The organism is Streptomyces sp. NPDC002889, from assembly GCF_042888425.1.
In the GTDB taxonomy this organism is placed as follows: domain Bacteria; phylum Actinomycetota; class Actinomycetes; order Streptomycetales; family Streptomycetaceae; genus Streptomyces.
In genome coordinates this window covers 25,716-48,078 of sequence record NZ_JBIAPT010000020.1, presented here as the reverse complement: position 1 = coordinate 48,078, position 22,363 = coordinate 25,716, and the positions used below count along the sequence as shown (strand labels likewise).

Below are 22,363 nucleotides of genomic sequence, written 5' to 3'. Positions count from 1 at the left end.
CCACACACCGGTGGCTTCGGCCCGCGCCGCCGGGCACAGGCGGAGTCGACGCAGCCGCAAACCCGCGACCGGTTCGGTCAGCGCAGGTGGGAGGTGTCGTTCAGGAGGCGCAGCGATGCGTTGCCGTCCGCGTAGTACGCCACCGCCGAGATCGACGCCGTCGACAGTTCCATGCGGAACAGGGATTCCGGCGGGGCACCGAGGGCCAGGCGGACCAGGGTCTTGATCGGGGTGACATGCGTGACCAGCAGGACCGTGCGGCCCTGGTGGCGGGCCGCCAGCCTGTCGCGGGTCGCCGCGACGCGGCGGCCGACCGCCGCGAAGCTCTCGCCGCCGCCCGTCGGGGCCACCTTCGCCGACGTGAGCCACGCCTTGAGATCGTCGGGGTACCGTTCCTGCACCTCGGCGAACGTCAGGCCCTCCCATGCGCCGAAGTCCGTCTCGCGCAGACCCTCGTCGATCCGTACGTCCAGGCCGAGACGCGCCGCGACGGTCTCCGCCGTCTCACGGCACCGGCGCAGCGGCGAGCTGACGATGTCCTGGATCGTGCCCCGCGCGGCGAGCGTCGTCGCGGCCGCCTCTGCCTGGCGCCGGCCCACCGCGGTCAGCGCGGGGTCGCTCCCGCCACTGCCCGAGAAACGCTTCTCCGGGGTAAGGGGGGTCTCACCGTGCCGCAGCAGTACGAAGGTGGCGGGCGGACCCATGTCGGCGGACCCTCCCCCCCAGCCGAGGGACGGGGTGCGGGACTCCTCGTCCAGAGGTGGCAGGTCCGCGGCGTCCGCGACGCGGGCAGAAGCTGTTACGCCCGGACCCGCGGCCCTCGTCAGCGCCTCGCGTGCCTTCGCCGCGCCCGCCGTCGCGTTGCCCACCACCCGTGCCGCCTCCGCGTCCCGCGCGTCCAGCGACGCCGTCGAACGCGACGGCTCCCACTGCTTGCCCTTCTTGCCCGCGTCCATCGCCTCGTTGGCGAGCCGGTCCGCGTGCTTGTTCCGCTCGCGCGGGATCCACTCGTACGTCACCTGCGACGGCGGAAGGACGCGCGCCGCCTCCGCGGCCAGGGGCTTCATGTCGGGGTGCTTGATCTTCCAGCGGCCCGACATCTGCTCCACGACCAGCTTGGAGTCCATCCGGACCCGCACGGTCGCGTCCGGGTCCAGGGCGCGGGCCGCCTTCAGCCCGGCGATCAGGCCCTTGTACTCGGCGACGTTGTTCGTCGCCACACCGATGTACTCGGCGGCCTCGGCGAGCGTCTCGCCGGTCGCGGGGTCGAGGACCACCGCGCCGTAGCCGGCGGGGCCCGGATTCCCCCGGGAGCCGCCGTCGGCCTCGACGACGAACTCCCCCATTACAGCCCCGACTCGGAGGTACGGACCAGGATGCGGCGGCAGTTCTCGCAGCGCAGCACCGTATCGGGTGCGGCGGCGCGGACCTCGTTCACCTCGGTGATGTTGAGCTCGATGTGGCAGCCCTCGCAGCGGCGCTGGAACAGCCGGGCCGCACCCACTCCGCCCTGCTGCTCGCGCAGTTTGTTGTACAGCTTGAGCAGGTCCGCGGGAACCGACCCGGCGACGACCTCGCGCTCCTTGGCGACGGTGGCGGCCTCGCCGTCGATCTCCTGCTGCGTCGCGTCCCGGCGGCTGGTGGCGGCGTCGACCTTGCCCTGGACGGACTCGACCCGCTCGGTCAGCTCGGCCACGCGCTCCTGCGCGGACTCGCGGCGCTCCATGACCTCGAGGACGACGTCCTCCAGGTCGCCCTGGCGCTTGGAGAGCGAGACGATCTCGTGCTGCAGGTTCTCCAGGTCCTTGGGCGAGTTGATGGTGCCCGAGTCGAGACGCTGCTGGTTGCGGGTGGCGCGCTGGCGCACCTGCTCGACGTCCTGCTCGGCCTTGGTCTGCTCGCGGGCGCAGTCGCTCTCCTCCGTCTGCGCGGCGACGAGCAGGTCGCGCAGCTGGATGAGGTCCTTGTTCAGCGACTCGATCTCGGCGTGCTCGGGCAGCGACTTGCGCTTGTGGGCGAGCTGCGACAGTCGTACGTCGAGGGCCTGGACGTCGAGGAGTCGAATCTGGTCGGCGGGCGCGGCGTTCAGTTGGGGGCTCCAGAGGAATCGTGGTGGGAGGACCAGGGGTCGGTGACCGTGCGCGAGACGTGGACCCGAAGGCCCCAGCCGTGCCGGTCGGAAATCTCGTCGAGCTGGGCCGCGGCCTGCTCGCACCAGGGCCATTCGGTGGCCCAGTGGGCGGCGTCGACCAGTCCGACAGGGGCGTGCTGGGTGGCCTCGGAGGCCGGGTGGTGGCGCAGGTCCGCGGTGAGGAACGCGTCCACTCCGGCGGCCCGCACCTGGTCGAAGAGGCTGTCGCCGGAACCGCCGCTGACGGCGACGGTGCGAACGAGACTGCCGAGGTCGCCCGCGACGCGGACGCCCTGGACGGTGGCGGGCAGCCGCTCGGAGGCGCGCGCGGCGAACTCGTTCAGCGTCTGGGGGTGGTCGAGCTCGCAGATCCGGCCGAGGCCGCGGCGGCCGCTCGGATCCGTCGGGTCGGGCACCAATGGCCCTACGATCCGCAGGTCGAGCGCGCCCGCGAGGGCGTCGGAGACTCCGGGATCGGCAGTGTCGGCGTTGGTGTGCGCGACGTGCAGGGCGATGTCGTTCTTGATCAGGGTGTGCACGACGCGGCCCTTGAAGTGACCGGCGGCGACCGTGGTCGTACCGCGCAGATAGAGCGGGTGGTGCGTGATGATCAGGTCCGCGCCGAGCCGCACGGCCTCGTCGGCGATGTCCTGCACGGGGTCGACGGCGAACAGCACGCGGGAGACATCGGCGTCGGGGTCACCGCAGACGGTGCCGACGGCGTCCCACTGTTCGGCCCGCTCGGGCGGCCAGAGGGCGTCGAGTGCGGCGATGACTTCAGACAGGCGGGGCACGGAGGAAAGGCTACCGTTCCTCCGTGCCCGCTTGGTCTGGGCGGGTCTGCCGAGTGCGGTCCTCCCGCGGGGAGGGCCGGTGGCACCGCCGTATCCGGGGCCACCGGCCATCCCGGCCAGGGCCCCGCGGCCTGCGTCAAGGGCCACCGGTCACCTCGGTCACGGCCCCGCGGCCTGCCTCGGATTGCCGGAGGAGCCGTTCCCGCGCCGCCCCGTTGCCGCCGGCGCCGCACGGATGCGCGGGTGAGCGCCACCGGCGGCGGCGAAGCTGCGGCGGCCCGAAGACGCCTCGGCGAGCACACCCGCCGCCTTGCCCTCAGGCGAACCTCGGCTTGGCCACCCTTATGTGTGAACACGCGGGTCTCGCATTGTTCGGCGTGAAGTGTGATACCTAGCTTCGGTAGCTGGAGGTGACGTTCCGATGACAGTCTGTGCCATCGAGGCCACCGCGAAGGACCGAGCGATGGCGACGAGTACGGGAACAGCGAGTACGCAAAGCACGGCGGAGATCACGATCACCGCGGACGGGACCTACGCGGCCCGGCTCACCGGTACCGGTGAGGCACTGTTCCCGGAGCGCTGGACGCTCGACGGGCCGGAGCCGTACGCGGTGCCGCTGCCGCTGGGCCAGCCCGAGGAGCCCGGGACGGATGTGCTGCCGATGGCCGACGGGCGGGTGCTGATCCGTCGGCAGGTGGCAGGGCGCCACACCTTCTCCCTGCTGTCCCCGACCGGCCCCGGTACGGGCGAACTGCCCCTCGGCGGCATCGAGGCGGCGCGGCTGATGCTGCTGCCCCCGGCCCCCGACGGGGTGTGCGCCTACGCCCTGACGCCGGGTGAGACGTCCACCGGGATCTGGCGGGTGGCGGGCGGGGCGTTCGGCCCCGAGCATGTCGCAGACGCCCCGGGCCACTGCTCGGGCGGCGTCTGGCTGGACCGTACGGGACGGATGCTCGCCCTGGACAGCAGGCCGCCCGGCGGCCCGGTGAAGGCGGTCGCCGTCGACCTGGAGCGGGGCGGGGAGGTGACACCGTTGTTGCAGATCACCGAAGACAGCGACGACCGGCTGCTGCTCGCCGACCCGGACAGCGGGCTGCTGCTGATCCGCTCCAATGCCCCGGGCCCCGGCCAGGACAGGCTGGGCTGGGGGGTGCTCGGGAGTCTGCTGCCGGTGCGCTTCCCGCAGTGCCTGCGGTTGCCCGACGCGGTGCTGACCCCGTTCGCCGTACAGCCGGGGCAGGTGCTGACTCCGGAAAGCTGTGCGGTGGCGCTGCGGATCGACGGGGCCCAGGGCAGCTGGCTCGGGGTGTGGCGGCCCTCGGGTCGGAAGCTGAGCCAACTGGCGGCGCCGGACGGCTGGTTGACAGGGTCCGGAATGTGGAGCCGGGACGGGGTGCTGCAACTGCCGTACGCCACCCGGGCGGTGCCGTGCGGGGTGGCCCGGATCGAGGGGGCCGACGTGCTTCACCCTGACCCGGCCACAGAACCGGCCACAGAACCGGCACAAGCGGAACACGCAGGTGGGGAACCATGTTACGGCCACAGCGGTCCTGTTGTGTGCAAGCCGGTTCCGTTGCAGCAGGCTCCCCTCACCGGCCGTACGGTCCGTGGTTAGACTCTCCGGCGGGGGCTACGCAACCGCACCCGGCGTACGCCGACAGTGACGGGGTTCGCCGGTGTGCCGGGGCCCTGTGACATGTCAGCAGCGATCACGACGGGGTGACTTCCCACATGTCTGAAGCCCGAACCGACCCGACCCGGATGCGTCCGCTGGCTGCTGCCGCGGGCGCTTCCGGGGCCGACGCCGGCGGCGCAGGAAAGCACCGGGGAGGTGCGGCCGCGGCGGAGGACTCGACGACTCCGGCACACGGCCGCCACCGCCGCCCGGTTCACGCGGGCGACGCCGCCTGAGGCGTCGGCACGCAGAGGTGAGCGAAGGGGCCGTACCCGGACCGAATCCGGGTACGGCCCCTTCGCCGTTGCCGGCGCCGGACCGGGACTCCCCGCCCCTTCCGTGGCTGGACGCTGTCGGGGGCGGCCAGTCGGCAGCCGTGCCTACGCGTCGCGTTTCAGCGCCAGGACTTCCGCCGCCGCGAAGGTTTCGTTCGCAGGGCGCTGCTCGTAGTAAGGGGAGAGCAGGCCGTCGAGTTCCTCGTAGGAGAACGTCTCCTTCGCCGAGTCGAACTTCGCCACCACCTTGGGGCGTTCGACGACCGCGACCATGCCGCCGTGGACCACGAACAGCTGGCCGTTGACATGGGCCGCGGCCGGGGACGCGAGGTACCCGACGAGCGGGGAGACATGCTCCGGTGCGAGCGGGTCGAGCCGGTCGTCGCCCGACTCGGCACCCCTCTCGACCGACGGAATGCCCGCGAACACGTCCGCCGTCATCCGGGTTCTGGCCCGCGGACAGATCACATTGGCCGTGACCCCGTACTTCGCCAGCGCCGACGCCGTGGACGTGGTCAGTCCGACGATGCCGCCCTTGGCCGCCGCGTAGTTGGGCTGGCCGGCCGAGCCCGCGAGGAACGCCTCCGACGACGTGTTGACGATCCGCCCGTACACGGGTCCGCCCGCCGCCTTGGAGCGCTCGCGCCAGTGCACCGCCGCGAAGTGCGTCGTGTTGAAGTGGCCCTTGAGGTGGACCCGCACCACCGAGTCCCAGTCGGCCTCGGTCATCGAGAAGACCATCCGGTCGCGCAGGATGCCCGCGTTGTTGACGAGGATGTCCAGCTTTCCGTACGTGCCGACCGTCAGCTCCACCAGGCCGCGGGCGGTGTCGAAGTCGGCGACATCGCCCAGGTGGGCCTCGGCCTGGCCGCCCGCCGCGCGGATCTCCGCGGCGACCTCGTCGGCCGGGGCGGCGGAGGCCTCGCCGGAGCCGTCGCGGCCTGGCTGGCCGTAGTCGTTGACGACGACCGCCGCGCCCAGCCGGGCGAGTTCCAGGGCCTCGGCCCGGCCGAGGCCGCGGCCCGCGCCCGTGACGATTGCCGACAGGCCCTCGAGTGGGAGTGGCATACGAGTCCTCCCGGCTCAGATCTCGATGCAGGTGCGCAGGGCCTCACCGGTGCGCATCTGGGCGAGAGCGTCATTGATCCCGGCGAGCGGTACCCGGTGTGTGATCAGGCTCTCCAGGTCGATCCGGCCTGCCCGCCACAGCGCGATGGCCCGTTCGTAGGAGCGCAGCACGTCCCCGCCGCCGTACATCGACGGCAGGATCCGCTTCTCGTCGAAGAACAGCTCGAACATGTTGAGCTGGAGGAAGTCGTCCATCGCACCGGCACCGACGATGCACAGGGTGCCGCCGCGGCGGGTCGTCTCGTACGCGGTCCTGGCGGTCGCCGACTTGCCGACGACCTCGAAGACGTAGTCGAAGCCCTCGCCCGCGGTGATCCGCTGCTTGGCGTCGGCGAGTTCGTCCGGGGCGACCGCCTCGGTGGCGCCGAACCGCAGCGCCGCCTCGCGCCGCGAGGCCACCGGGTCCACGGCCACGATCTGCGCCGCTCCCTGGAGTTTCGCGCCCTGGATGGCGGAGATGCCCACGCCGCCGCAGCCGATGACGGCGACCGACGAACCGGCCGTCACCTTCGCGGTGTTGATGGCCGCACCGAGGCCGGTCGTGACGCCGCAGCCGATCAGTGCGGCGATGTCGAAGGGCACGTCCTGTGGGATGGGTACGGCACAGCCGGCGTCGACCACGACCTCCTCGGTGAAGGTGCCGGTCCCGGCGAAGCCGAACACATCGCCACCGGGACGCTTGAAGTTGGGCGTGCCCGCGTTCATGAACCCGGCCAGGCACAGTTGGGTCTGGCCGCGCCTGCAGGACGGACAGACACCGCACGCGGGCAGCCAGCACAGCAGCACCCGGTCACCCTGCTTGACGCTCGTGACCCCGTCACCGACGTCGAGGATCTCGCCGGCGCCCTCGTGACCGGGGATGAACGGCGCGGGCTGCGGCAGTACGCCGTTCATCGCGGACACGTCCGAGTGGCACAGGCCGGTCGCGCGCACCCGGATCCTCACCTTGCCGGGCCCAAAACCCACCGCCTCGACGTCGTCGAGGACTTCGAGTTTGTCCTGGCCGATCTCGTGCACTACGGCTGCGCGCATGGTGCGGCTCCCTCAGCTGGTCCCGAACGGGTGGTCACGAAGAGACGGGTCACATGTGTTCGACGACGGTGTCGGCGAGTACCGGCGCGTCGTCCCGCTCGGCGGCGGTGACCGACGCCTGGATGCGGCCTTTCCCGGCCCACGTGCGGATGCGCAGGGTCTCCCCGGGGAAGACCACCCCGGCGAAGCGCGTGCTGTAGGCGCGTACGCGGGCGACGTCCCCGCCGAGCAGCGTGTCGACGACTGTCTTGAGCGTCATTCCGTAGGTGCACAGGCCGTGCAGGATGGGCCTGTCGAAGCCCGCGAGCTTGGCGAACTCGGGGTCGGCGTGCAGCGGGTTCCAGTCGCCGGAGAGGCGGTAGAGCAGCGCCTGGTCCTCGCGTACGGCCCGCTCGACGGTCCTGTCGGGTGCGCGGTCCGGCAGCTCGGCCCGTACGGAGGGCCCGCGTTCGCCGCCGAAGCCGCCTTCGCCGCGGGCGAAGATCTCCGCGTCGCTCGTCCAGAGCGGGCCGTCCTCGTCGGCGGCCGCGGTGCGCACGACGATGACCGCGGCCTTGCCCTTGTCGTACACCGCGGCGACCCGGGAGGTGGAGACGGCGGTGCCCTTCACGGGGATCGGGCGGTGCAGCTCGATGCGCTGGCCGCCGTGCAGGACGGAGGCCAGGTTGATGTCGAGCCCGGGCGCGGCGAGCCCGCCCGCGAAAGCCATGCCCGCCCCGGCGACGGTGGCGAAGCTCGGCAGCACATGGAGCCTGGACTCGAGGGTGTAGCGCAGCTCGTCGAGGTCGGTGGCGGGCGTACCGGCGCCGAGGCCGAGGTGGTAGAGCTGAATGTCCTTGTGGTCCCAGGCGATCTCGCTGCTGCGGGGTTCGGCGGCGACGGCCCTTGCGGCGTCAATGGGCATGGGGCTGCTGCTCCTCGATGGGTGGAAGACCTCGGCGCGGCCGTCCGCACCGTCGGCCGCACCGAGGTCGTACGGGACGGGCCGGCGAGCCCGTTCTAGAACGCGTTCTAGGCCGATGGCCCCTATGTATAACGCAGCCCCCCTGACTTGTGAAGAAGTCGGGCTGACACTACGTCAGATGGGTGCGTCGCCCGACACCCAGGACATTTGTCACCGCCAGGTCCGTACAAGTGGATCTGCCGGGACCGTGACCCTGCTCCGTAGCGTCATCACCATGACGAAGACAGGAACGCCGGCGGTCGGCCGCGCGGTGGTCTCCTACCGTCGTTCCGCGCGGACGGCACGAGGGGGACGGCGATGAGCGGGAAGCCGAAGCGGCACAGGTGCCGGGAGGAGACGGGTCGGCCCGGCCCGCCCAACGGCTTCGCGTTGCTGCCGTGGCTGCTGATGGGCATGGGTGCGGTCTCCAACCTCCTCCGGGGCGAGACCCCCAACCCCTGGATCGGCGGCCTGGGACTGCTGGCCTTCAACACCCTCTACATCGCGATCGTCTTCCGGGCCTTCGACAAACGGCGGCGCGAAGCGCCCGCCACCTGGTGGCTGCTGACCGCGCTCGCCTCCATCACCTTCGCCCTCGCCATCGGCTACGGCGGCACGTGGCTCCTCTTCTTCCCCCTGCTCGGCCTGGCCGTCGGATCCGTGCTGCGCGGCCGCCGACTCGCCCAGCTGACTCTCCCGCTCTGTGTGGCGGTAGGCACGGTCGCGGGCGTGCGGGACGGCTGGGGCGCGGTCGATGTCGCGTACGGCACTTTCGTCTCCTCGATGGTGACCGCGGCGCTCCTCGCACTGTCCGAGACCGTGCAAGAACTGCACGCCACCCGACAGGAGCTGGCGCGCGCCGCTGTCGACAGTGAGCGGCTGCGCTTCTCCCGGGATCTGCACGATCTTCTGGGCCACACGCTCTCGGTGATCGTGGTCAAATCGGAGGCCGCCCGCCGTCTGGCAGCGCACGACATCGACGCGGCGCAGGCCCAGATCTCCGACATCGAGTCGGTCGGCCGGCAGGCGCTGACAGAGATACGCGAGGCGGTCACCGGCTACCGCGAGGGCAGCCTGACCGCCGAACTGGAGCGCGCCCGCGACATCTTGACCACGGCGGGCATCACGTCCTCGATCCGTCTCGCGGGCCCCCTTCTGGAGCCGCAGACGGAGGCGCTGCTGAGCTGGGTGATCCGCGAATCCGTCACCAATGTCGTACGGCACTCCGGGGCATCGCACTGCGACATCGAGACGACCGCAACCTCGGACCGCGTCCACCTCGAGATCACGGACGACGGCCGCGGCCCGGGATCCACGCCCCCGGGCAGCGGCCTGCGAGGCCTGACCGAACGCCTCTTCGCAGTGGGCGGCATCCTGGATACCGGATCGGGCCCCGAGAGAGGATTCCGGGTGACGGCACGGCTGCCCGTGACAACACCGCAGCCGGATCCGGGGGCAGCGGGCTGACGGGGCCGGCTCCGCACGTCACCCGGTCGGGTGATAGCGGAGGAAGAGCGCAACCATCCAGGCTTCACAGCGGATATCGGGGCATATGCATGTCGATTCCCCGATGGCCGGGGTTCTTCGGGACAGCGAAGGACGGCATCAGCCGGTGGCACCCCTCGAAGTGACCGAAGCACCCCCTACGTCGCGGCGTCCCCCGCCCCCATCACCCCCAGCAAGGACCTGAACCATGCACGCCCAAACCCCTGGCCTGCGCAGCATCGAGCCCGACGGCTCCTCGCACCACCTGCGCGAGCAGAGCTGATGTCCGCCGGCCGCGCCCTGGGCGCCCTCGTCCCCCTCGTCTTCCTCGCCGTGCTCATCGCCGGACTCGTCTGGTACGCCCGCAACCGGGACAAGGAGTAGGGCGCGGTCGGCCTCTCTTCCACGCTGCCTGACCTGGGCGTTGGCCGTAGCCTTGACGCGTGGAAGAGATGCCGCGGGATCAGCGCCCCACCAAGTCGATCCGCCTGCTCCTCGCCGAGGACCAGGGCATGATGCGCGGCGCACTCGCGGTGCTGCTCGGGCTGGAGGCAGACATCGAGGTGGTTGCGCAGGTGGGGCGCGGTGACGAGATCGTGGAGGCCGCGCTGGTGTCGCGGCCCGATGTGGCGCTGCTCGACATCGAACTGCCCGGGCGCAGCGGGCTCGACGCCGCCGCGGATCTGCGCGACGAGGCGCCCGACTGCCGGGTGTTGATCCTCACCACCTTCGGGCGGCCCGGATATCTGCGACGCGCGATGGAGGCAGGGGCCGCCGGGTTCCTCGTCAAGGACGGGCCCGTGGAGGAATTGGCCGCCTCGATCCGGAAGGTGCTGGTGGGCGAGACGGTCGTTGATCCGGCGCTGGCCGCCGCCGCACTGAGCGCGGGGCCGAGTCCGCTGACCGCGCGGGAGCGCGATGCGCTCAACGCGTCGGTGGACGGGGCGACGATCGCCGACATCGCTGCGGCGCTGCATCTGTCGGACTCGACCGTAAGGAACTACCTCTCGTCCGCGATCGGCAAGACAGGCACCCGCAACCGCATGGAGGCGGTGCGTGCGGCCCGTCGGCAGGGCTGGCTCTGACCTGAGCTAGGAAGCCGGTTCCCGGGGCTCCTCAGGTATGCGGTCGAGGAGTTCGGCGAGGACGTCCAGCGGCAGCGAGGCACGGTGGAGGTCGGTGTGCGTGAGACGGTCCTGCGGCAGCGGCGGGAACTCCGCCCCGTGCTGGTCCGCACCGAGTGCTGCCAGCCTCTCGAGAATGCGTTCCTGGAACTCGTGCGGCCATATGTGCGCCCGGACGATGTCCTTCGGGTCGTACAGGCACCACATGAGCTCGTCCTCGAGGGAGGGCACGTCGTGCCAGACGACGCGTTCCTTCGCCGGGTCGGGCAGCGGGCTCCGCATCGAGGCGAGCGGCCTGGCCCACCGCTGCACGCTGCGCCGCAACATGGCGCCCCTCCCCGCCGACTCGGGCCAGGCCATCGGCGGCCGTACACACAGATAGCCGATGTCCTTCGTGAGGGCAGGGCGCCGGGCGTCCTTGGCAGGCACATACGCCCGGTCACCGTCCCAGCGATACAGGCGCTTGGACTCGGCGATCCGCACGATCGTCACGTGCGGCTCCCGGTCGCGGTTGTCCCGCACCCGCTTGATGTACAGCCCGCCCGGTCTCAGCTCCGACAGTTTCATGGCGTCCCCCCACAGCCGTGCACAGCACCGGCCCTCGATGCGGCTCAGGTCCCGAACAGGCTATCGACGCCCGCTGACAAGCGGAGAAGCGTTACGGCACGCGTTCCGGGTTCGGGCGCGGCAGCCACAGGAGCATCAGCACCGCACCGACGAGCAGCACCCCCGTGCCCGTACGGAACGCCAGCGCGTAGCCCTCCGCCATTGCTTCGGGGGTGGTACCGCCCGCCGTGCGCGCCGCGGCGACGGTGGTGAGGACCGCGAGACCGAGCGCGCCGCCCATCGTGCGGGAGGTGTTGATCATGCCCGACACCAGGCCCGCGTCGCCGGGGGCCGCACTCGAGGTGGCCAGGGAGGCGAGCGGGGTCGCGGCCAGGCCGATGCCGGCCATCATCAGGATGCCGGGTCCGGCGATCGCTGTGAGGTAAGTGCCGTCGGCGGTCATCGTGGACTGCCAGCCGAATCCCACCGCCGCGATCAGCGCACCGAGGACCGCGATGTTGCGCGCACCCGCCATGGTCATGAGCCGGGGCGCGAGCTTCGCCCCGAGCACGACGCTGAGCGAGCTGGGGATCAGTGCGAGTCCGGCCTCCAGCGGCGAGTAACCCAGCACGTTCTGGGCGTAGACCGTCATGAAGAACCACATGGCGAAGGACGCCGAACCACACACCATCATGGTCACGTTGGCGGCCGAGACCGCCCGGGAGCGGAACAGTTTCAGGGGCATCAGCGGCGCCTTGGCCCTCGCCTCCACGGCGACGAACAGCCCCAGCAGCACCAGTCCGCCGAGCAGTGGAAGCACCGTCGCACCCGCGGTCCATCCGGACTCCTCGGTCTGCACGATGCCGTAGGCGACAGCGGCGAGTCCGGCGGTGACCAGGACCGCGCCCGGCAGGTCGAGCCGACTGCCCGAGCCCTGCTTGCTCTCGGTCAGCCAGGCGGCCGCGGCCACCAGCACGAGCACACCGACAGGCACATTGATCAGCAGCACCCAGCGCCAGGACAGCAGATCGGTGAGTACGCCGCCGACGAGTCCGCCGGCGGCGCCGCCCGCCGCGCCCACCGCCGACCATGTGCCGATCGCCCGCGTTCGCGCGGGCCCCGGCGGCACCGCGGCCGTGATGATGGTGAGCGTCGCCGGGGCGAGCACGGCCGCGCCGAGACCCTGTACGGCGCGGGCGGCGAGCAGCTGCCAGCCGTCCACCGCGAGGCCGCCGGCGACGGACGCGGCGGTGAACAGGCCGAGCCCGACGAGGAACATCCGCTTGCGCCCGAAGATGTCGCCTGCCCGCCCGCCGAGCAGCATGAAGCCGGCGAAGGCGATCGAGTAGGCGTTGAGCACCCACTGCAGACCGGTGGCCGACAGCCCGAGATCCGTGCGCATGGACGGCAGCGCGACGTTGACGACGGACACATCGAGCACGACGAGGAACTGGCCGGCGCACGCGGCAAGGATCACCGCCCAGGTGCGCAGCGACCGGGCGGTGGGTGCCGGTGTGCGGGAACGGCGGGCGTCCGAGGGCGAGCCCGAGGGGGCGTTTGAGCGGGCGTCGTCTGAGCGGGCTTGGGCCATGGGCGTCATGGTCTCAGCCGTCCAGCGGACCGTACATCCGGGTATGGGTGTACGGCCGGCATACCCGACGGTCCCGTACGTGGGGCCGTTTGGCGCGGCCGGGGGCCCGGGGCGATGCCCGCTGGAGGTGCCGGGTTCCCTGCGCGGCACGGGCATCGCCCCGGGCCTTGCCCCGTCGCGTACCCATATCGGACGATCGCGAACGATGACGGCCGGATACCGGCAACAAAGCGGGGCCGCACCCGAGCCGGGTGCGGCCCCGCTTCCATGAGCCGGTCGAGCCGCCCTCTACCAGCGGTACCAGCGACCTCGTCGGCCGCCGGCTCCGGTGGAGCGCATGACGAAGCCGAGCAGCCACACCACCAGCACGATGACGGCGATCCACCACAGGGCCTTGAGCGCGAAGCCCGCACCGAAGAGGATCAGGGCGAGCAGAAGAACGAGAAGCAGGGGAACCATAGTTATCAACCTCCGCCACGCCGTCTGCCCCACGCCGACACGGCCACACGTGCGAATTTTACGGGTTTCTTATGCGTGATCCGGGGAAATCGCGGATGCCCATCGCGCGCCAGTTTGCCCCTTCCCACCGGTGAGAAGACGAAGGCCCGGGCCGAACAGGGAAAGGGCAAGCTCAAGGAGGCCATCGGCTGCTCGTCGGAGCGCTGCGCGCAGGAGGGCGACGGCTCCCTCGTCATGGTCGCCGTCCCCGACCACCTCGACCGTCTCCTGGCCACGACCGGACTCGACACCCTCCTGATCACCCACCCCACGATCGACGCCGCGCTCGCCGCGCGGCCCGCGCGCAGCGCTTCCGCACAGGCGCTCACACAAGATCTTGCCTGCCTCGGCCATCCGGTCGGGCATGTGCCCGCAGGCCGTCAAGGTCGCGGACCACCTCCGTCGACCGGGAGCTGCGCTCCTGCTACCGGCCGACCGATACTGCGGAACCGGCCCAGGTCCAGAACCGACGGACGTTGTTGACAGGTGGGTCGCTCGCATGACGGCTGCCTGACAACGCATGACTCGGCTGAGGCCGTTGCCCGGGCACGGCATGGTTGATTGGGCAACAGCACAGTCACTGGTGCCGGGCATTGGGACCGGCCAACGGCGCGTGCTCAGCGCATGGACGGGCCGGGGCGCAGGTGTTGTGGTGGGCCTCGCGTCACAGGCGATCCGCCCGCATCCCCGCCCGCCAGGAGACCCCGTCATGGCCCACCCGCACGCCCCTCGGCTTCATCATCGCCCACGGCCTCATCGCCCAGGCATGTCCTTCGCCGTGGTCAACGGATCGACCTTCGCCGTACACCTGCTGCTCACCTGCTCCGCCACCGACTTCATGGCTACCCGTGTCTGGGGAGAGACCAACATCGGCGTGCTGGCACTCCTTTTCCAGGGCTCCCTGCTGGTGTGGACTGCGGTGCGCTACGACCGCCGTGCGGACGAAGGCCACGCTCCGCAGGAAGAGGGGGAGTACAGATGAACGGGGAGATCCTGCTCGCCCTGCCCGGCGCCCTGGACAGCGGCACGCGCGCCCTGGTTCTCGTGGGCTTTCTGACGTTCATCGTCCCCATCTTGTTCATCTGTGTCCTCAGCGGACCCGAGAGGGACCAGGTCGGCGAGTTCTACACAGCGGGTCGCAGGCTGCCGCCCCTGCGCGGGGCCCTCGTACTGTCCGGCGTCTACCTGTCCGCGGCCACGGTGCTCGGCACCACGGGAAGTGTCGCGGTCTTCGGCTACGACGGTCTGCTCATCGCCCTGTGCACCATGCTGTCGCTCGGCGTGCTCCTCCTGCTGGCACGCCCCCTGCGCGAGCACGCCGGTTACACCCTCGGCGACACGTTCGCCCTGCGGGCTCCAGGGCCGGGTGCAAGAATCGCGACCGCCGTCGTGACCTTGAGCGTGTGCGTCCCCTATCTGGTCGTGCAGCTCTCCGGCGCGGGAGTGACCACCACGGCGCTGCTGGGAATGTCCGGTGCGGGCGCCGAAAAAACAGCCATCGTCATGATCGGCGCACTGGTCGTCACCGCCACGGTGTTCGGCGGCATGCGGGGCACGGTCGTCATTCAGGTGATCAAAACGGTGGTGCTGCTCGGCGCGGCCCTGGCGGTGGCAGCTGTGCTGCTCCATCGTTTTGACTGGAGCGCCGATGCCCTGATCGACGCCGCCGGACACGGCAGTGGCCGACCCGCCGGCTATATGCGTCACGGCCTCCGTTTTGCCGGCAGCACCGACCCCGAAGCCACGCTCGACTTCATCGGCCTGATGATCACCATCGTGCTGGGAGTGGCGTGCCTGCCACACGTTGCCATGCAACTGAGCACAGCACCCGACGCGGCCGCCGCGCGCCGTACGGTGCGCCATACGATCGGCATTGTCGCCGCTTTCTGCCTCATCACAGCTCTGATGGGCTTCGCCGCTGCCGCGGTCATCGGCGCACCCACGATCATGGCCGCGGACCCTGGAGGCAACAGCGCCCTGCTGCTGCTCACCGGGGAACTGGCGGGTGGCACGTCCACCGGCACGAGCGGGGCACTTCTCGTCGTCCTGGTTTCCTCCGCGGTGTTCCTCACCACGCTGGCCGTCGTGGCAAGCATCACCCTGGCGGCTGCCGGGGCGATCGCCCACGACCTGTACACGAAGGTGCTGCGCCATGGGCGCACGACCGAGGGCCGGGAGGTGGCCGCCGCACGCCTGGCGTCCGCCGCGGTCGGTGCCCTGAGCATCGGACTGGCGGTCTGGGTCCAGGGATGGAACGTCCTGTTCCTGTCGGCTCTCTCCCTGGCGGTGGCGGCCTCCTGCCTGCTTCCGGCACTGGTGTACTCCCTCTTCTGGCGCGGCTACACCCGAGCCGGGCTGCTCTGGACGCTGTACGGAGGCCTGATCTCCGCCATCGGACTGCAGATTTCCAACCCCGTCTTCTCCGGCAACCCCGCGGCGCTCTTCCCCGACTGGCACCTGGACTGGTTCCCGCTCCAGACAGTCGTCCTCGTGTCGATGCCCGTCGCCTTCTTGCTCGGCTGGCTGGGCAGCTTGGCAGGAAAGGGACGACGGGCGCCGGAGGTCGTGGAGCACAGTGACCTGGGCGCGAACCCCCGCGTCCCCGCTCCACGATGACGTGCGGCACCCGGCCGTCCCGACGGCCGGGACGGCCGGGCGGCCAGAACGCCCGACACTCCGGCGCCCTGGCCGCCCAGCGCCGCGAACGAGCCCGCGTCCGCAGCGAGAATGGCATCCGATGGGGAGGCCGACCACTCACCACCGCGGCCTGACCGCCCACCCCATGATTGTTCCGGTCACGGCACTAGCTGCGCCGGACGCACATGAGGGGCGCCGGCGGCCAACACGATCCCCGCCAACACGGCGGCGCAGGCCGCCGATGCCGCTGCCGTCACCCTTACCCCCTGCGGTACGTCGTCCACTGCTCTACGCTCTCCGCCTTCCATGACGCACACGGTGCGCAGGGTGAGGAATTGGACGTCATAGTCCACCGAACCCTTCAACTGGGCCCTGCACGGGTGGTTGTAGGGGAACGGAGTCGAGTGCGCCCCTCCGTCCTGCGCCACGGCCACGGTCGACATCAACTGGACGGCCCCCCACGAGTAGGAGGCCGCAGCCGCGGCTGCGCAGGCAAAGGCGGCAGCGACGACCACACGGCGCCATCCAGACCAGTGCCTGTTCCCCGGCAAGGCAACTCCGAGGCACCGGAGCAGGAAGAACATGACCATCGTGATGGCAGCGACGAATACCACCGGTATGAGGAGGATCACGACGGCCCTTTCGGCTGGGCTCGGCTGCTCGTGGTCATCCTGCCTGCAACCATCCGGTCCTGACGTCAACTGTGGTGTGGATCACGGGGAGTTGAGATGTCGTGCGGGAGCGTGTCAGCCGGACGTGCCGCCGACCCGGCGGAGGTTTCCGGCACAGCACCGGCTGATCCTCGGCCGGCACGTCATCAGCGGCGCGCCCCGCACCAATTCCGCGACCGACCCGGCTGGTGGAGGACCGAGGCTAGGACCTCCGCAGCAAGGTCACCACGGCCGCCCCGCCCAGGCCGATGTTGTGCGCAAGCCCCACTCGCGCGCCCGCCACCTGCCGCGCCCCCGCTTCGCCCCGCAGCTGCCGCACCAGCTCGGTCGCCTGGGCGAGTCCGGTCGCGCCGAGCGGGTGACCTTTGGAGATCAGGCCGCCCGACGGGTTGACCACCCACCTCCCGCCGTACGTCGTCGCCCCGCTTTCCACGAGCTTGCCGGACTCGCCGTCCGGGCACATGCCCAGAGCCTCGTAGGTGAGGAGCTCGTTCACGGAGAAGCAGTCGTGCAACTCGATGACGTCGACGTCCTCGATACCGAGCCCTGAGCTCTCGTACACGGCGCGCGCCGCGGCGCGGGACATCGGCTTGCCGACGACGTCGATGCAGGAGCCCGAGGCGAAGGACTCCCCGGTGTCGGTGGTCATCGCCTGGGCGGCGATGCGGACCGCCTTGTCGTGCAGGCCGTGCTGGACGACGAACCGTTCGGAGACGACGACGGCCGCGGCCGCCCCGTCGGAGGTCGGCGAGCACTGGAGCCTGGTCAGCGGCCGGTGGACGGCCTTGGCGGCGAGGACCTCGTCGACCTCGTAGACGTCCTGGAACTGGGCGTCGGGGTTGTTCGCCGAATGCCGGTGGTTCTTGGCGCCGACGGCGGCGAGCTGCGCCTCGGTCGTGCCGTAGCGCTCCATGTGCTCGCGGGCCGCGTTGCCGAAGATCTGGGCGGTGGGCGGAGACGCCTCGAACCCGTGGGCCGCGGCCATGATCCCGTAGTGCCGGGCGACCGGCGAGGTCGCGAAGCTCCCGCCGTCGGAGCCGGCGCCGAGCGCGCCGCGGGTCATCTTCTCGAAGCCCAGCGCCAGTACGCAGTCGCTGCCGCCGCCCTCGACGAACTGCCGCGCCAGCATCAGCGCCGTCGCCCCGGTGGCGCAGTTGTTGTTGACGTTGTACACGGGGACGCCGGTCAGGCCCAGTTCGTACGCGGCGCGCTGGCCGGCGGTCGAGACCTGGAAGCAGTAGCCGACCGGGACCTGCTGCACCTGCTCGTAGGCGACCCCGGCATCGGCGAGCGCCTTGGTGCCCGCCTCCTTCGCCATGTCCCAGTACTGCCAGTCCCTCGTCTCCGGCTTCTCGAACTTCGTCATGCCGACACCGACGATGTAGCTCTTCACTGCGTACCTCCTCAGTCTCGTGGCAGGCCGAGGATGCGCTCGGCGACGACATTGAGCTGGACCTGGGTGGTGCCGCCGGCGATGGTCAGGCAGCGCGACATCAGCATGTCGTGCACGGCCCGTTCGCCGACGCCCTCGCGCACCGCGCCGGCCGGGCCGAGCAGTTCGAGGGCGAGCTCGGCGGTCCTCTGCTGGTTCCGGGTCCGGATCAGCTTGCGTACGGATGCTCCGGCGCCCGGGTCGAGCCCGGACACCTGCCGCAGCGTGGTGCGCAGGCCGATGCAGGCGAGGGCGTGGGACGCGGCGGTGAGGGTGCCGATACGGGCCCGTTGAGCGTCGTCCGGACCGCTCGCCCGGGCGAGCAGGGCCTCGATGCCGGTCCCGAAGGACATCTGATCGGCCATGTGCACGCGTTCGTTGCCGAGCGTGTTACGGGCGACGCGCCAGCCGTCGTGGAGCCGCCCGACCAGTGCGTCCGGCGGCAGCGGCGCGTCGTCGAAGAAGACCTCGTTGAAGAGCGACTCGCCGGTGATCTCCTTCAGCGGTCTGATGTCGATCCCCCGGGTGCGCTTCATGTCGACGAGGAAGTAGCTGATCCCCCGGTGCTGGGGGGCGTCGGGGTCGGTACGGGCCAGCAGGATGCCGTGGTCGGCCGTGCGGGCCGAACTCGTCCATATCTTCTGCCCGTTGATCCGCCAGCCGTCCGGGGTGCGTTCGGCCCGGGTGCGCAGGCTCGCCAGGTCCGAACCGGCACCCGGCTCGGAGAACAGCTGGCACCAGCGCAGGTCCCCGAGGAGCGTGGGCAGCAGATAGCGCTCCTGCTGCTCCTCTGTTCCATGGGCGAGGAGTGAGGGCACCACCCAGGCCGCGATACCCAGGTCGCTCACCGTGACCCCGGCCGCCGCCAACTCCTGTTGCACCACGATCTGGTGGGCAGGGTCTGCGCCCAGACCGTAGGGCTCGGGCAGATGAGGGGCCGCGTAGCCGGTGGGTGCGAGGGCACGGCGCGCGGCGGGCGGGTCGAGGCCCCGTACGGCCCCGATGATCTCGCGTGCGGCGCTCCGGTGCGCCTCCGCCTCGTCGGGCAGCTCCAGGGTCAGCTCGCGGCGTGCTCCGGCGGCCGCGAGGGCGACGGCCCGCAGCCGGTGGGCGTCACCTGTGCCCAGCAGCTGCCGGGCCACCAGCGCCCGGCGCAGATACAGATGGGCGTCGTGCTCCCAGGTGAACCCCATCCCGCCGAGCACCTGGATGCAGTCCTTGGCGCAGCCGTACGCGGCATCGAGCGCGGCGGACGCGGCGAGGGCGGCAGTGAGCGAACGGACCCGCGGCCCGGCATCCGCGGCCCGCGCCGCGTCCCAGGTCAGCGCGCGGGCCTGCTCGAGGCGCACCAGCATGTCCGCGCACAGGTGCTTGATCGCCTGGAACCGCCCGATCGGCCGCCCGAACTGCTCGCGCACCTTCGCGTGCTCGACGGCCGTGTCCAGTGAACACGCCGCCACTCCGCATGCCTCCGCCGCGAGGAACACCGCCGCCAGGTCGCGTACGAGCCCGGAATCGATGTCCAGCACCCCGGGGGCAATGACCCCGGATGCACTCACCTCGGCGGTCGGTCGGACCGGGTCGGCGCTGTCATGTGCGCGCACGGTCAGCGACTGCGCATCCACGGCGGCCCACACCGTGCCGTCGGCCGTTGCCGCCTCGAGCAGGAGCACATCGGCCTGCGCCCCGGCCAGGACGGGCGGGGCGGTCCCGTCCAGCCGCCACCCTCCCTGGTCGGGTACGGCGGTGAGACTGCCGGTACCGAGCGCTACGGCCCCGATCCGCGTCCCGTCCGCGAGCGCGGCCACCAGCTCGCCGCGCCCGGCGCGCCGCAGTACCTCGGCGGCGAGGACGCTCGGGAGATACGGCCCGGGCAACAGGCCCCGCCCGGTCTCCTCGAGCACCACGGCCAGGTCGAGAAGGGTGCCGCTGTCCCCGCCGTACTCCCCTGGCAGATGCACCCCGAGCAGCCCCTGCGCAGCGGCGCCGTCCCAGTACGCGGGCCGCCCGGTCGCGCAGGCGGGCACGTCGAGGCACTTGCGCACTTCCTCCGGCGGTACGGCACGCGCCAGCCAACCGCGTACGGACCGGGCCAACTCCCGTTGATCCTGAGTGATTCCGATACCCATGCGCATCCTCACCGGTCGCCGCGGGTAGGGGACGCGGGCCAGAGTAGAACACGTTCCAATCTGACGGAAGGTCAGATGCCGTCCCGGATACCGGGCAGGGTTGGTCCGCAGCAGTCGGCCTTGCGGTGGGACTGCGAGGAGCGCTTCTGCCACTGGGGGCCCATGGCCTCAGCCGGCGGCCCAACCTGCATAGAACAGGCCGAGACCGACGATGACGCACATGCCCTGGATCGTCCAGAAACGGACCACGACGAGGACTTCGGACCAGCCCTTGAGTTCGAAATGGTGCTGCAGCGGGGCCATCTTGAAGACCCGCCTGCCGGTCATCTTGAACGAGCCGACCTGGATGACCACGGACAGGGTGATCAGGACGAAGAGCCCGCCCAGCAGGGCGAGCAGCAGTTGAGTGCGAGAGCAGATGGCCAGGCCCGCCAGGGCGCCGCCGAGAGCGAGCGAACCGGTGTCGCCCATGAAGATCTTGGCGGGTGAGGTGTTCCACCACAGGAACCCGAAGCAGGCACCCATCAGCGCGGAGGCGACGACGGCGAGGTCGAGCGGATCACGTACCTCCATGCAGGAAGCGGGGTCGGTCATCGTCATCGCGTTGGCGCACGATTTCTGGAACTGCCACAGACCTATGAAGGTGTAGCCGCCGAAGACCATGACCGACGCACCGGTCGCCAGCCCATCCAGACCGTCCGTCAGATTCACGCCGTTCGACATGGCCAGGATCATGAACAGCGCCCACACGACGAACAGGACCGGCCCGATGGTCCAGCCGAAGTCGGTGACGAACGACAGCCTCAGAGAAGCCGGCGTCTGGCCGCGGTCGTCCGCGAACCGGATGGCCAGAACGGCGAACATGATGCCGACGATCAGCTGGCCGGACATCTTCGCCCCGGCCCGCAGCCCCAGCGAACGCCGCTTGACGATCTTGATGTAGTCGTCGACGAACCCGACGACCCCCATGCCCACCATCAAGAACAGCACCAGGACACCGGGGTACGTCGGGCCCTCACCGGTGATGACCTTGGTCAGGGCGTACGCGATGAGGGTGGCCAGGATGAAAGCGATGCCGCCCATGGTGGGTGTGCCGCGCTTGCCGTGGTGGCCGCGCGGGCCATCGTCACGGATGAACTGCCCGTATCCCTTGCGGGCCAGCAGCTTGATCAGCAGCGGTGTGCCGATGAGGGTCAGGAACAAGCCGATGGCCCCGGCAAACAGGATCTGGTTCATAGACCAACTGTGCCTGGTACGTGGAGATGCACGCGGTCTTCGCCTCCATCTCCGCATAGGGCTGGAACCAGTTCGGCAACCGGCTCCGCAGCACCCGCCCTACCAGTCGCGAGAGCAGCCCGTCCGCCCCAGCGCCGCGTCCGCGCGCTCCGCTCCCGTCTCGCAGCCGAGCGTGATCGGATCGCTGCACGCTGGTGATGTGCATCACGCAACCGACCTCGGTCCCGGAAGCTACCCACCCGTAGGGCACGATGGGCGCCCACCCGCACATACGTGTCCAGGAGGACCCGCCCATGGCCGCCGCCACCCCCAAGCCGGAGACCCTCGCCGCCTTCGAGGCCGCCAAGGGGTTCATGCCCGTGGGCGAGGGCCTGGCCTTGTACACGGCCGCCGTCGAGGCGGGCGCGCTGGGGCTGCCGCTGCTTGAGGTCGGGACGTACTGCGGACGCTCCACGATCCTGCTCGCCGACGCGGCCCGCGAGGCCGGGACCACGGCGATCACGGTCGACCACCACCGGGGCAGCGAGGAGCAGCAGCCGGGGTGGGAGTACCACGACCCGACGGTCGTGGACCCGGAGGTAGGCCTCATGGACACGCTGCCCACGTTCCGCCGCACGCTGCACAAGGCCGGCCTGGAGGACCACGTGATCGCGATCGTGGGGCGTTCCCCACAGGTCGCGAAGGCGTGGGGCGGCAAGTTCGGACTGGTCTTCATCGACGGCGGGCACACCGACGAGCACGCCACGAACGACTACGAGGGCTGGGCCCCGCACGTCGCCGAGGGCGGCCTGCTGGTCATCCACGACGTGTTCCCCGACCCGGTCGACGAGTGGACCGGGCAGGCCCCGTACCGCATCTACCTGCGGGCACTGGAGTCGGGCGCGTTCACCGAGGTCTCGGCGACGGAGTCGCTTCGCGTCCTGCGTCGCACGAGCACCGGGATCTGAGCCCCGGCCCGGGAACGCCACCGCCTCGGCGGTGGCCGGGTTGGTGGGTGCGGTGTGGGGCCGGTCCGAGACTGGCCAAGCCCCAGGGA

At 70.9% G+C, this 22,363-nt stretch carries 20 protein-coding genes and 1 pseudogene; 8 read left to right on the top strand and 13 right to left on the bottom strand.

Translation table 11 applies throughout. From position 1 onward, the window contains the following. Nucleotides 1-77 precede the first annotated feature (77 nt). From ACFYWI_RS27295 to ACFYWI_RS27285, 3 genes are read right to left on the bottom strand one after another with little or no spacing between them, the layout of a single operon-like run. Nucleotides 78-1,346, bottom strand: a complete 1,269-nt coding sequence (locus ACFYWI_RS27295; RefSeq protein WP_389237468.1) for a bifunctional RNase H/acid phosphatase — start codon at nt 1,344-1,346, stop codon at nt 78-80. Beyond that, on the bottom strand, nt 1,346-2,089 hold the full coding sequence (locus ACFYWI_RS27290; protein WP_389237687.1) for a zinc ribbon domain-containing protein: 744 nt from the start codon (nt 2,087-2,089) through the stop codon (nt 1,346-1,348). The genes ACFYWI_RS27295 and ACFYWI_RS27290 overlap by 1 nt, the downstream gene beginning before the upstream one ends. Beyond that, a complete protein-coding gene (locus tag ACFYWI_RS27285; RefSeq protein ID WP_389237466.1) occupies nt 2,086-2,925 on the bottom strand; it encodes a Nif3-like dinuclear metal center hexameric protein in 840 nt (279 codons plus the stop codon). The genes ACFYWI_RS27290 and ACFYWI_RS27285 overlap by 4 nt, the downstream gene beginning before the upstream one ends. Nucleotides 2,926-3,346: 421 nt before the next feature. On the opposite strand from ACFYWI_RS27285, the gene ACFYWI_RS27280 reads away from it, so the two are divergent. After that, complete coding sequence (locus ACFYWI_RS27280; RefSeq protein ID WP_389237464.1) at nt 3,347-4,540, top strand: hypothetical protein; 1,194 nt, start codon at nt 3,347-3,349, stop codon at nt 4,538-4,540. A gap of 116 nt (nt 4,541-4,656) precedes the next feature. Beyond that, nucleotides 4,657-4,836, top strand: a complete 180-nt coding sequence (locus ACFYWI_RS27275; RefSeq protein WP_389237462.1) for a hypothetical protein — start codon at nt 4,657-4,659, stop codon at nt 4,834-4,836. Nucleotides 4,837-4,980: 144 nt separating this feature from the next. On the opposite strand, the gene ACFYWI_RS27270 is transcribed toward ACFYWI_RS27275, so the two are convergent. Genes ACFYWI_RS27270 through ACFYWI_RS27260 form a run of 3 tightly spaced genes read right to left on the bottom strand, consistent with a single transcriptional unit; the run spans nt 4,981 to nt 7,939 of the window. Next, nucleotides 4,981-5,943: a 3-oxoacyl-ACP reductase gene (locus tag ACFYWI_RS27270; RefSeq protein WP_389237460.1), complete on the bottom strand. Its 963-nt coding sequence runs from the start codon at nt 5,941-5,943 to the stop codon at nt 4,981-4,983. 15 nt (nt 5,944-5,958) lie between these two features. Beyond that, entirely contained in the window at nt 5,959-7,035 is a 1,077-nt protein-coding gene (locus tag ACFYWI_RS27265) for a Zn-dependent alcohol dehydrogenase (protein WP_389237458.1), read from the bottom strand. A gap of 49 nt (nt 7,036-7,084) precedes the next feature. Further along, a complete protein-coding gene (locus ACFYWI_RS27260; RefSeq protein WP_389237456.1) occupies nt 7,085-7,939 on the bottom strand; it encodes a MaoC/PaaZ C-terminal domain-containing protein in 855 nt (284 codons plus the stop codon). Nucleotides 7,940-8,296: 357 nt separating this feature from the next. On the opposite strand from ACFYWI_RS27260, the gene ACFYWI_RS27255 reads away from it, so the two are divergent. Next, complete coding sequence (locus ACFYWI_RS27255; RefSeq protein ID WP_389237454.1) at nt 8,297-9,445, top strand: sensor histidine kinase; 1,149 nt, start codon at nt 8,297-8,299, stop codon at nt 9,443-9,445. A gap of 470 nt (nt 9,446-9,915) precedes the next feature. Further along, complete coding sequence (locus ACFYWI_RS27250; protein WP_389237685.1) at nt 9,916-10,548, top strand: response regulator; 633 nt, start codon at nt 9,916-9,918, stop codon at nt 10,546-10,548. A gap of 6 nt (nt 10,549-10,554) precedes the next feature. Here the strand turns inward: ACFYWI_RS27250 and ACFYWI_RS27245 are convergent, their stop codons facing one another. The 3 genes from ACFYWI_RS27245 to ACFYWI_RS27235 all read right to left on the bottom strand — a co-directional run bounded on the left by ACFYWI_RS27245 (nt 10,555) and on the right by ACFYWI_RS27235 (nt 13,183). Beyond that, nucleotides 10,555-11,154 carry a hypothetical protein gene (locus ACFYWI_RS27245; RefSeq protein WP_389237452.1) on the bottom strand — a complete coding sequence of 200 codons (600 nt, stop codon included), beginning with the start codon at nt 11,152-11,154 and terminating at the stop codon, nt 10,555-10,557. 91 nt (nt 11,155-11,245) lie between these two features. Next, nucleotides 11,246-12,733, bottom strand: coding sequence for an MFS transporter (locus ACFYWI_RS27240; protein ID WP_389237450.1), 1,488 nt, complete (start codon nt 12,731-12,733; stop codon nt 11,246-11,248). Between the two features lie 279 nt (nt 12,734-13,012). Then, the gene (locus ACFYWI_RS27235) at nt 13,013-13,183 is read right to left on the bottom strand and encodes a hydrophobic protein (protein ID WP_389237449.1); all 171 of its coding nucleotides are present in this window, start codon (nt 13,181-13,183) and stop codon (nt 13,013-13,015) included. 114 nt (nt 13,184-13,297) lie between these two features. Here ACFYWI_RS27235 and ACFYWI_RS27230 point away from each other — a divergent pair, with 114 nt between their 5' ends. The 3 genes from ACFYWI_RS27230 (at nt 13,298) to ACFYWI_RS27220 (ending at nt 15,838) form a co-directional block, all read left to right on the top strand. Further along, the gene (locus ACFYWI_RS27230; RefSeq protein WP_389237447.1) at nt 13,298-13,705 is read left to right on the top strand and encodes a hypothetical protein; all 408 of its coding nucleotides are present in this window, start codon (nt 13,298-13,300) and stop codon (nt 13,703-13,705) included. Nucleotides 13,706-13,988: 283 nt separating this feature from the next. After that, the gene (locus ACFYWI_RS27225) at nt 13,989-14,204 is read left to right on the top strand and encodes a hypothetical protein (protein ID WP_389237445.1); all 216 of its coding nucleotides are present in this window, start codon (nt 13,989-13,991) and stop codon (nt 14,202-14,204) included. Beyond that, on the top strand, nt 14,201-15,838 hold the full coding sequence (locus tag ACFYWI_RS27220) for a cation acetate symporter (RefSeq protein ID WP_389237443.1): 1,638 nt from the start codon (nt 14,201-14,203) through the stop codon (nt 15,836-15,838). The genes ACFYWI_RS27225 and ACFYWI_RS27220 overlap by 4 nt, the downstream gene beginning before the upstream one ends. An 894-nt stretch (nt 15,839-16,732) precedes the next feature. On the opposite strand, the gene ACFYWI_RS27215 is transcribed toward ACFYWI_RS27220, so the two are convergent. From ACFYWI_RS27215 to ACFYWI_RS27200, 4 genes and pseudogenes are all read right to left on the bottom strand, one after another. Beyond that, nucleotides 16,733-17,923 (bottom strand): lipid-transfer protein, encoded by a 1,191-nt coding sequence (locus ACFYWI_RS27215; protein WP_389237441.1) that lies wholly within the window; start codon nt 17,921-17,923, stop codon nt 16,733-16,735. 11 nt (nt 17,924-17,934) lie between these two features. Beyond that, complete coding sequence (locus tag ACFYWI_RS27210) at nt 17,935-20,091, bottom strand: acyl-CoA dehydrogenase (protein WP_389237439.1); 2,157 nt, start codon at nt 20,089-20,091, stop codon at nt 17,935-17,937. Nucleotides 20,092-20,259: 168 nt separating this feature from the next. Then, entirely contained in the window at nt 20,260-21,327 is a 1,068-nt protein-coding gene (gene mraY, locus ACFYWI_RS27205) for a phospho-N-acetylmuramoyl-pentapeptide-transferase (protein WP_389237436.1), read from the bottom strand. Further along, nucleotides 21,326-21,480: pseudogene (locus ACFYWI_RS27200) on the bottom strand (XRE family transcriptional regulator); the annotation flags it as partial. The pseudogene ACFYWI_RS27200 and the gene mraY, both read right to left, overlap by 2 nt. A gap of 140 nt (nt 21,481-21,620) precedes the next feature. On the opposite strand from ACFYWI_RS27200, the gene ACFYWI_RS27195 reads away from it, so the two are divergent. After that, nucleotides 21,621-22,274 (top strand): class I SAM-dependent methyltransferase, encoded by a 654-nt coding sequence (locus ACFYWI_RS27195; RefSeq protein WP_389237434.1) that lies wholly within the window; start codon nt 21,621-21,623, stop codon nt 22,272-22,274. Nucleotides 22,275-22,363: the final 89 nt, after the last annotated feature.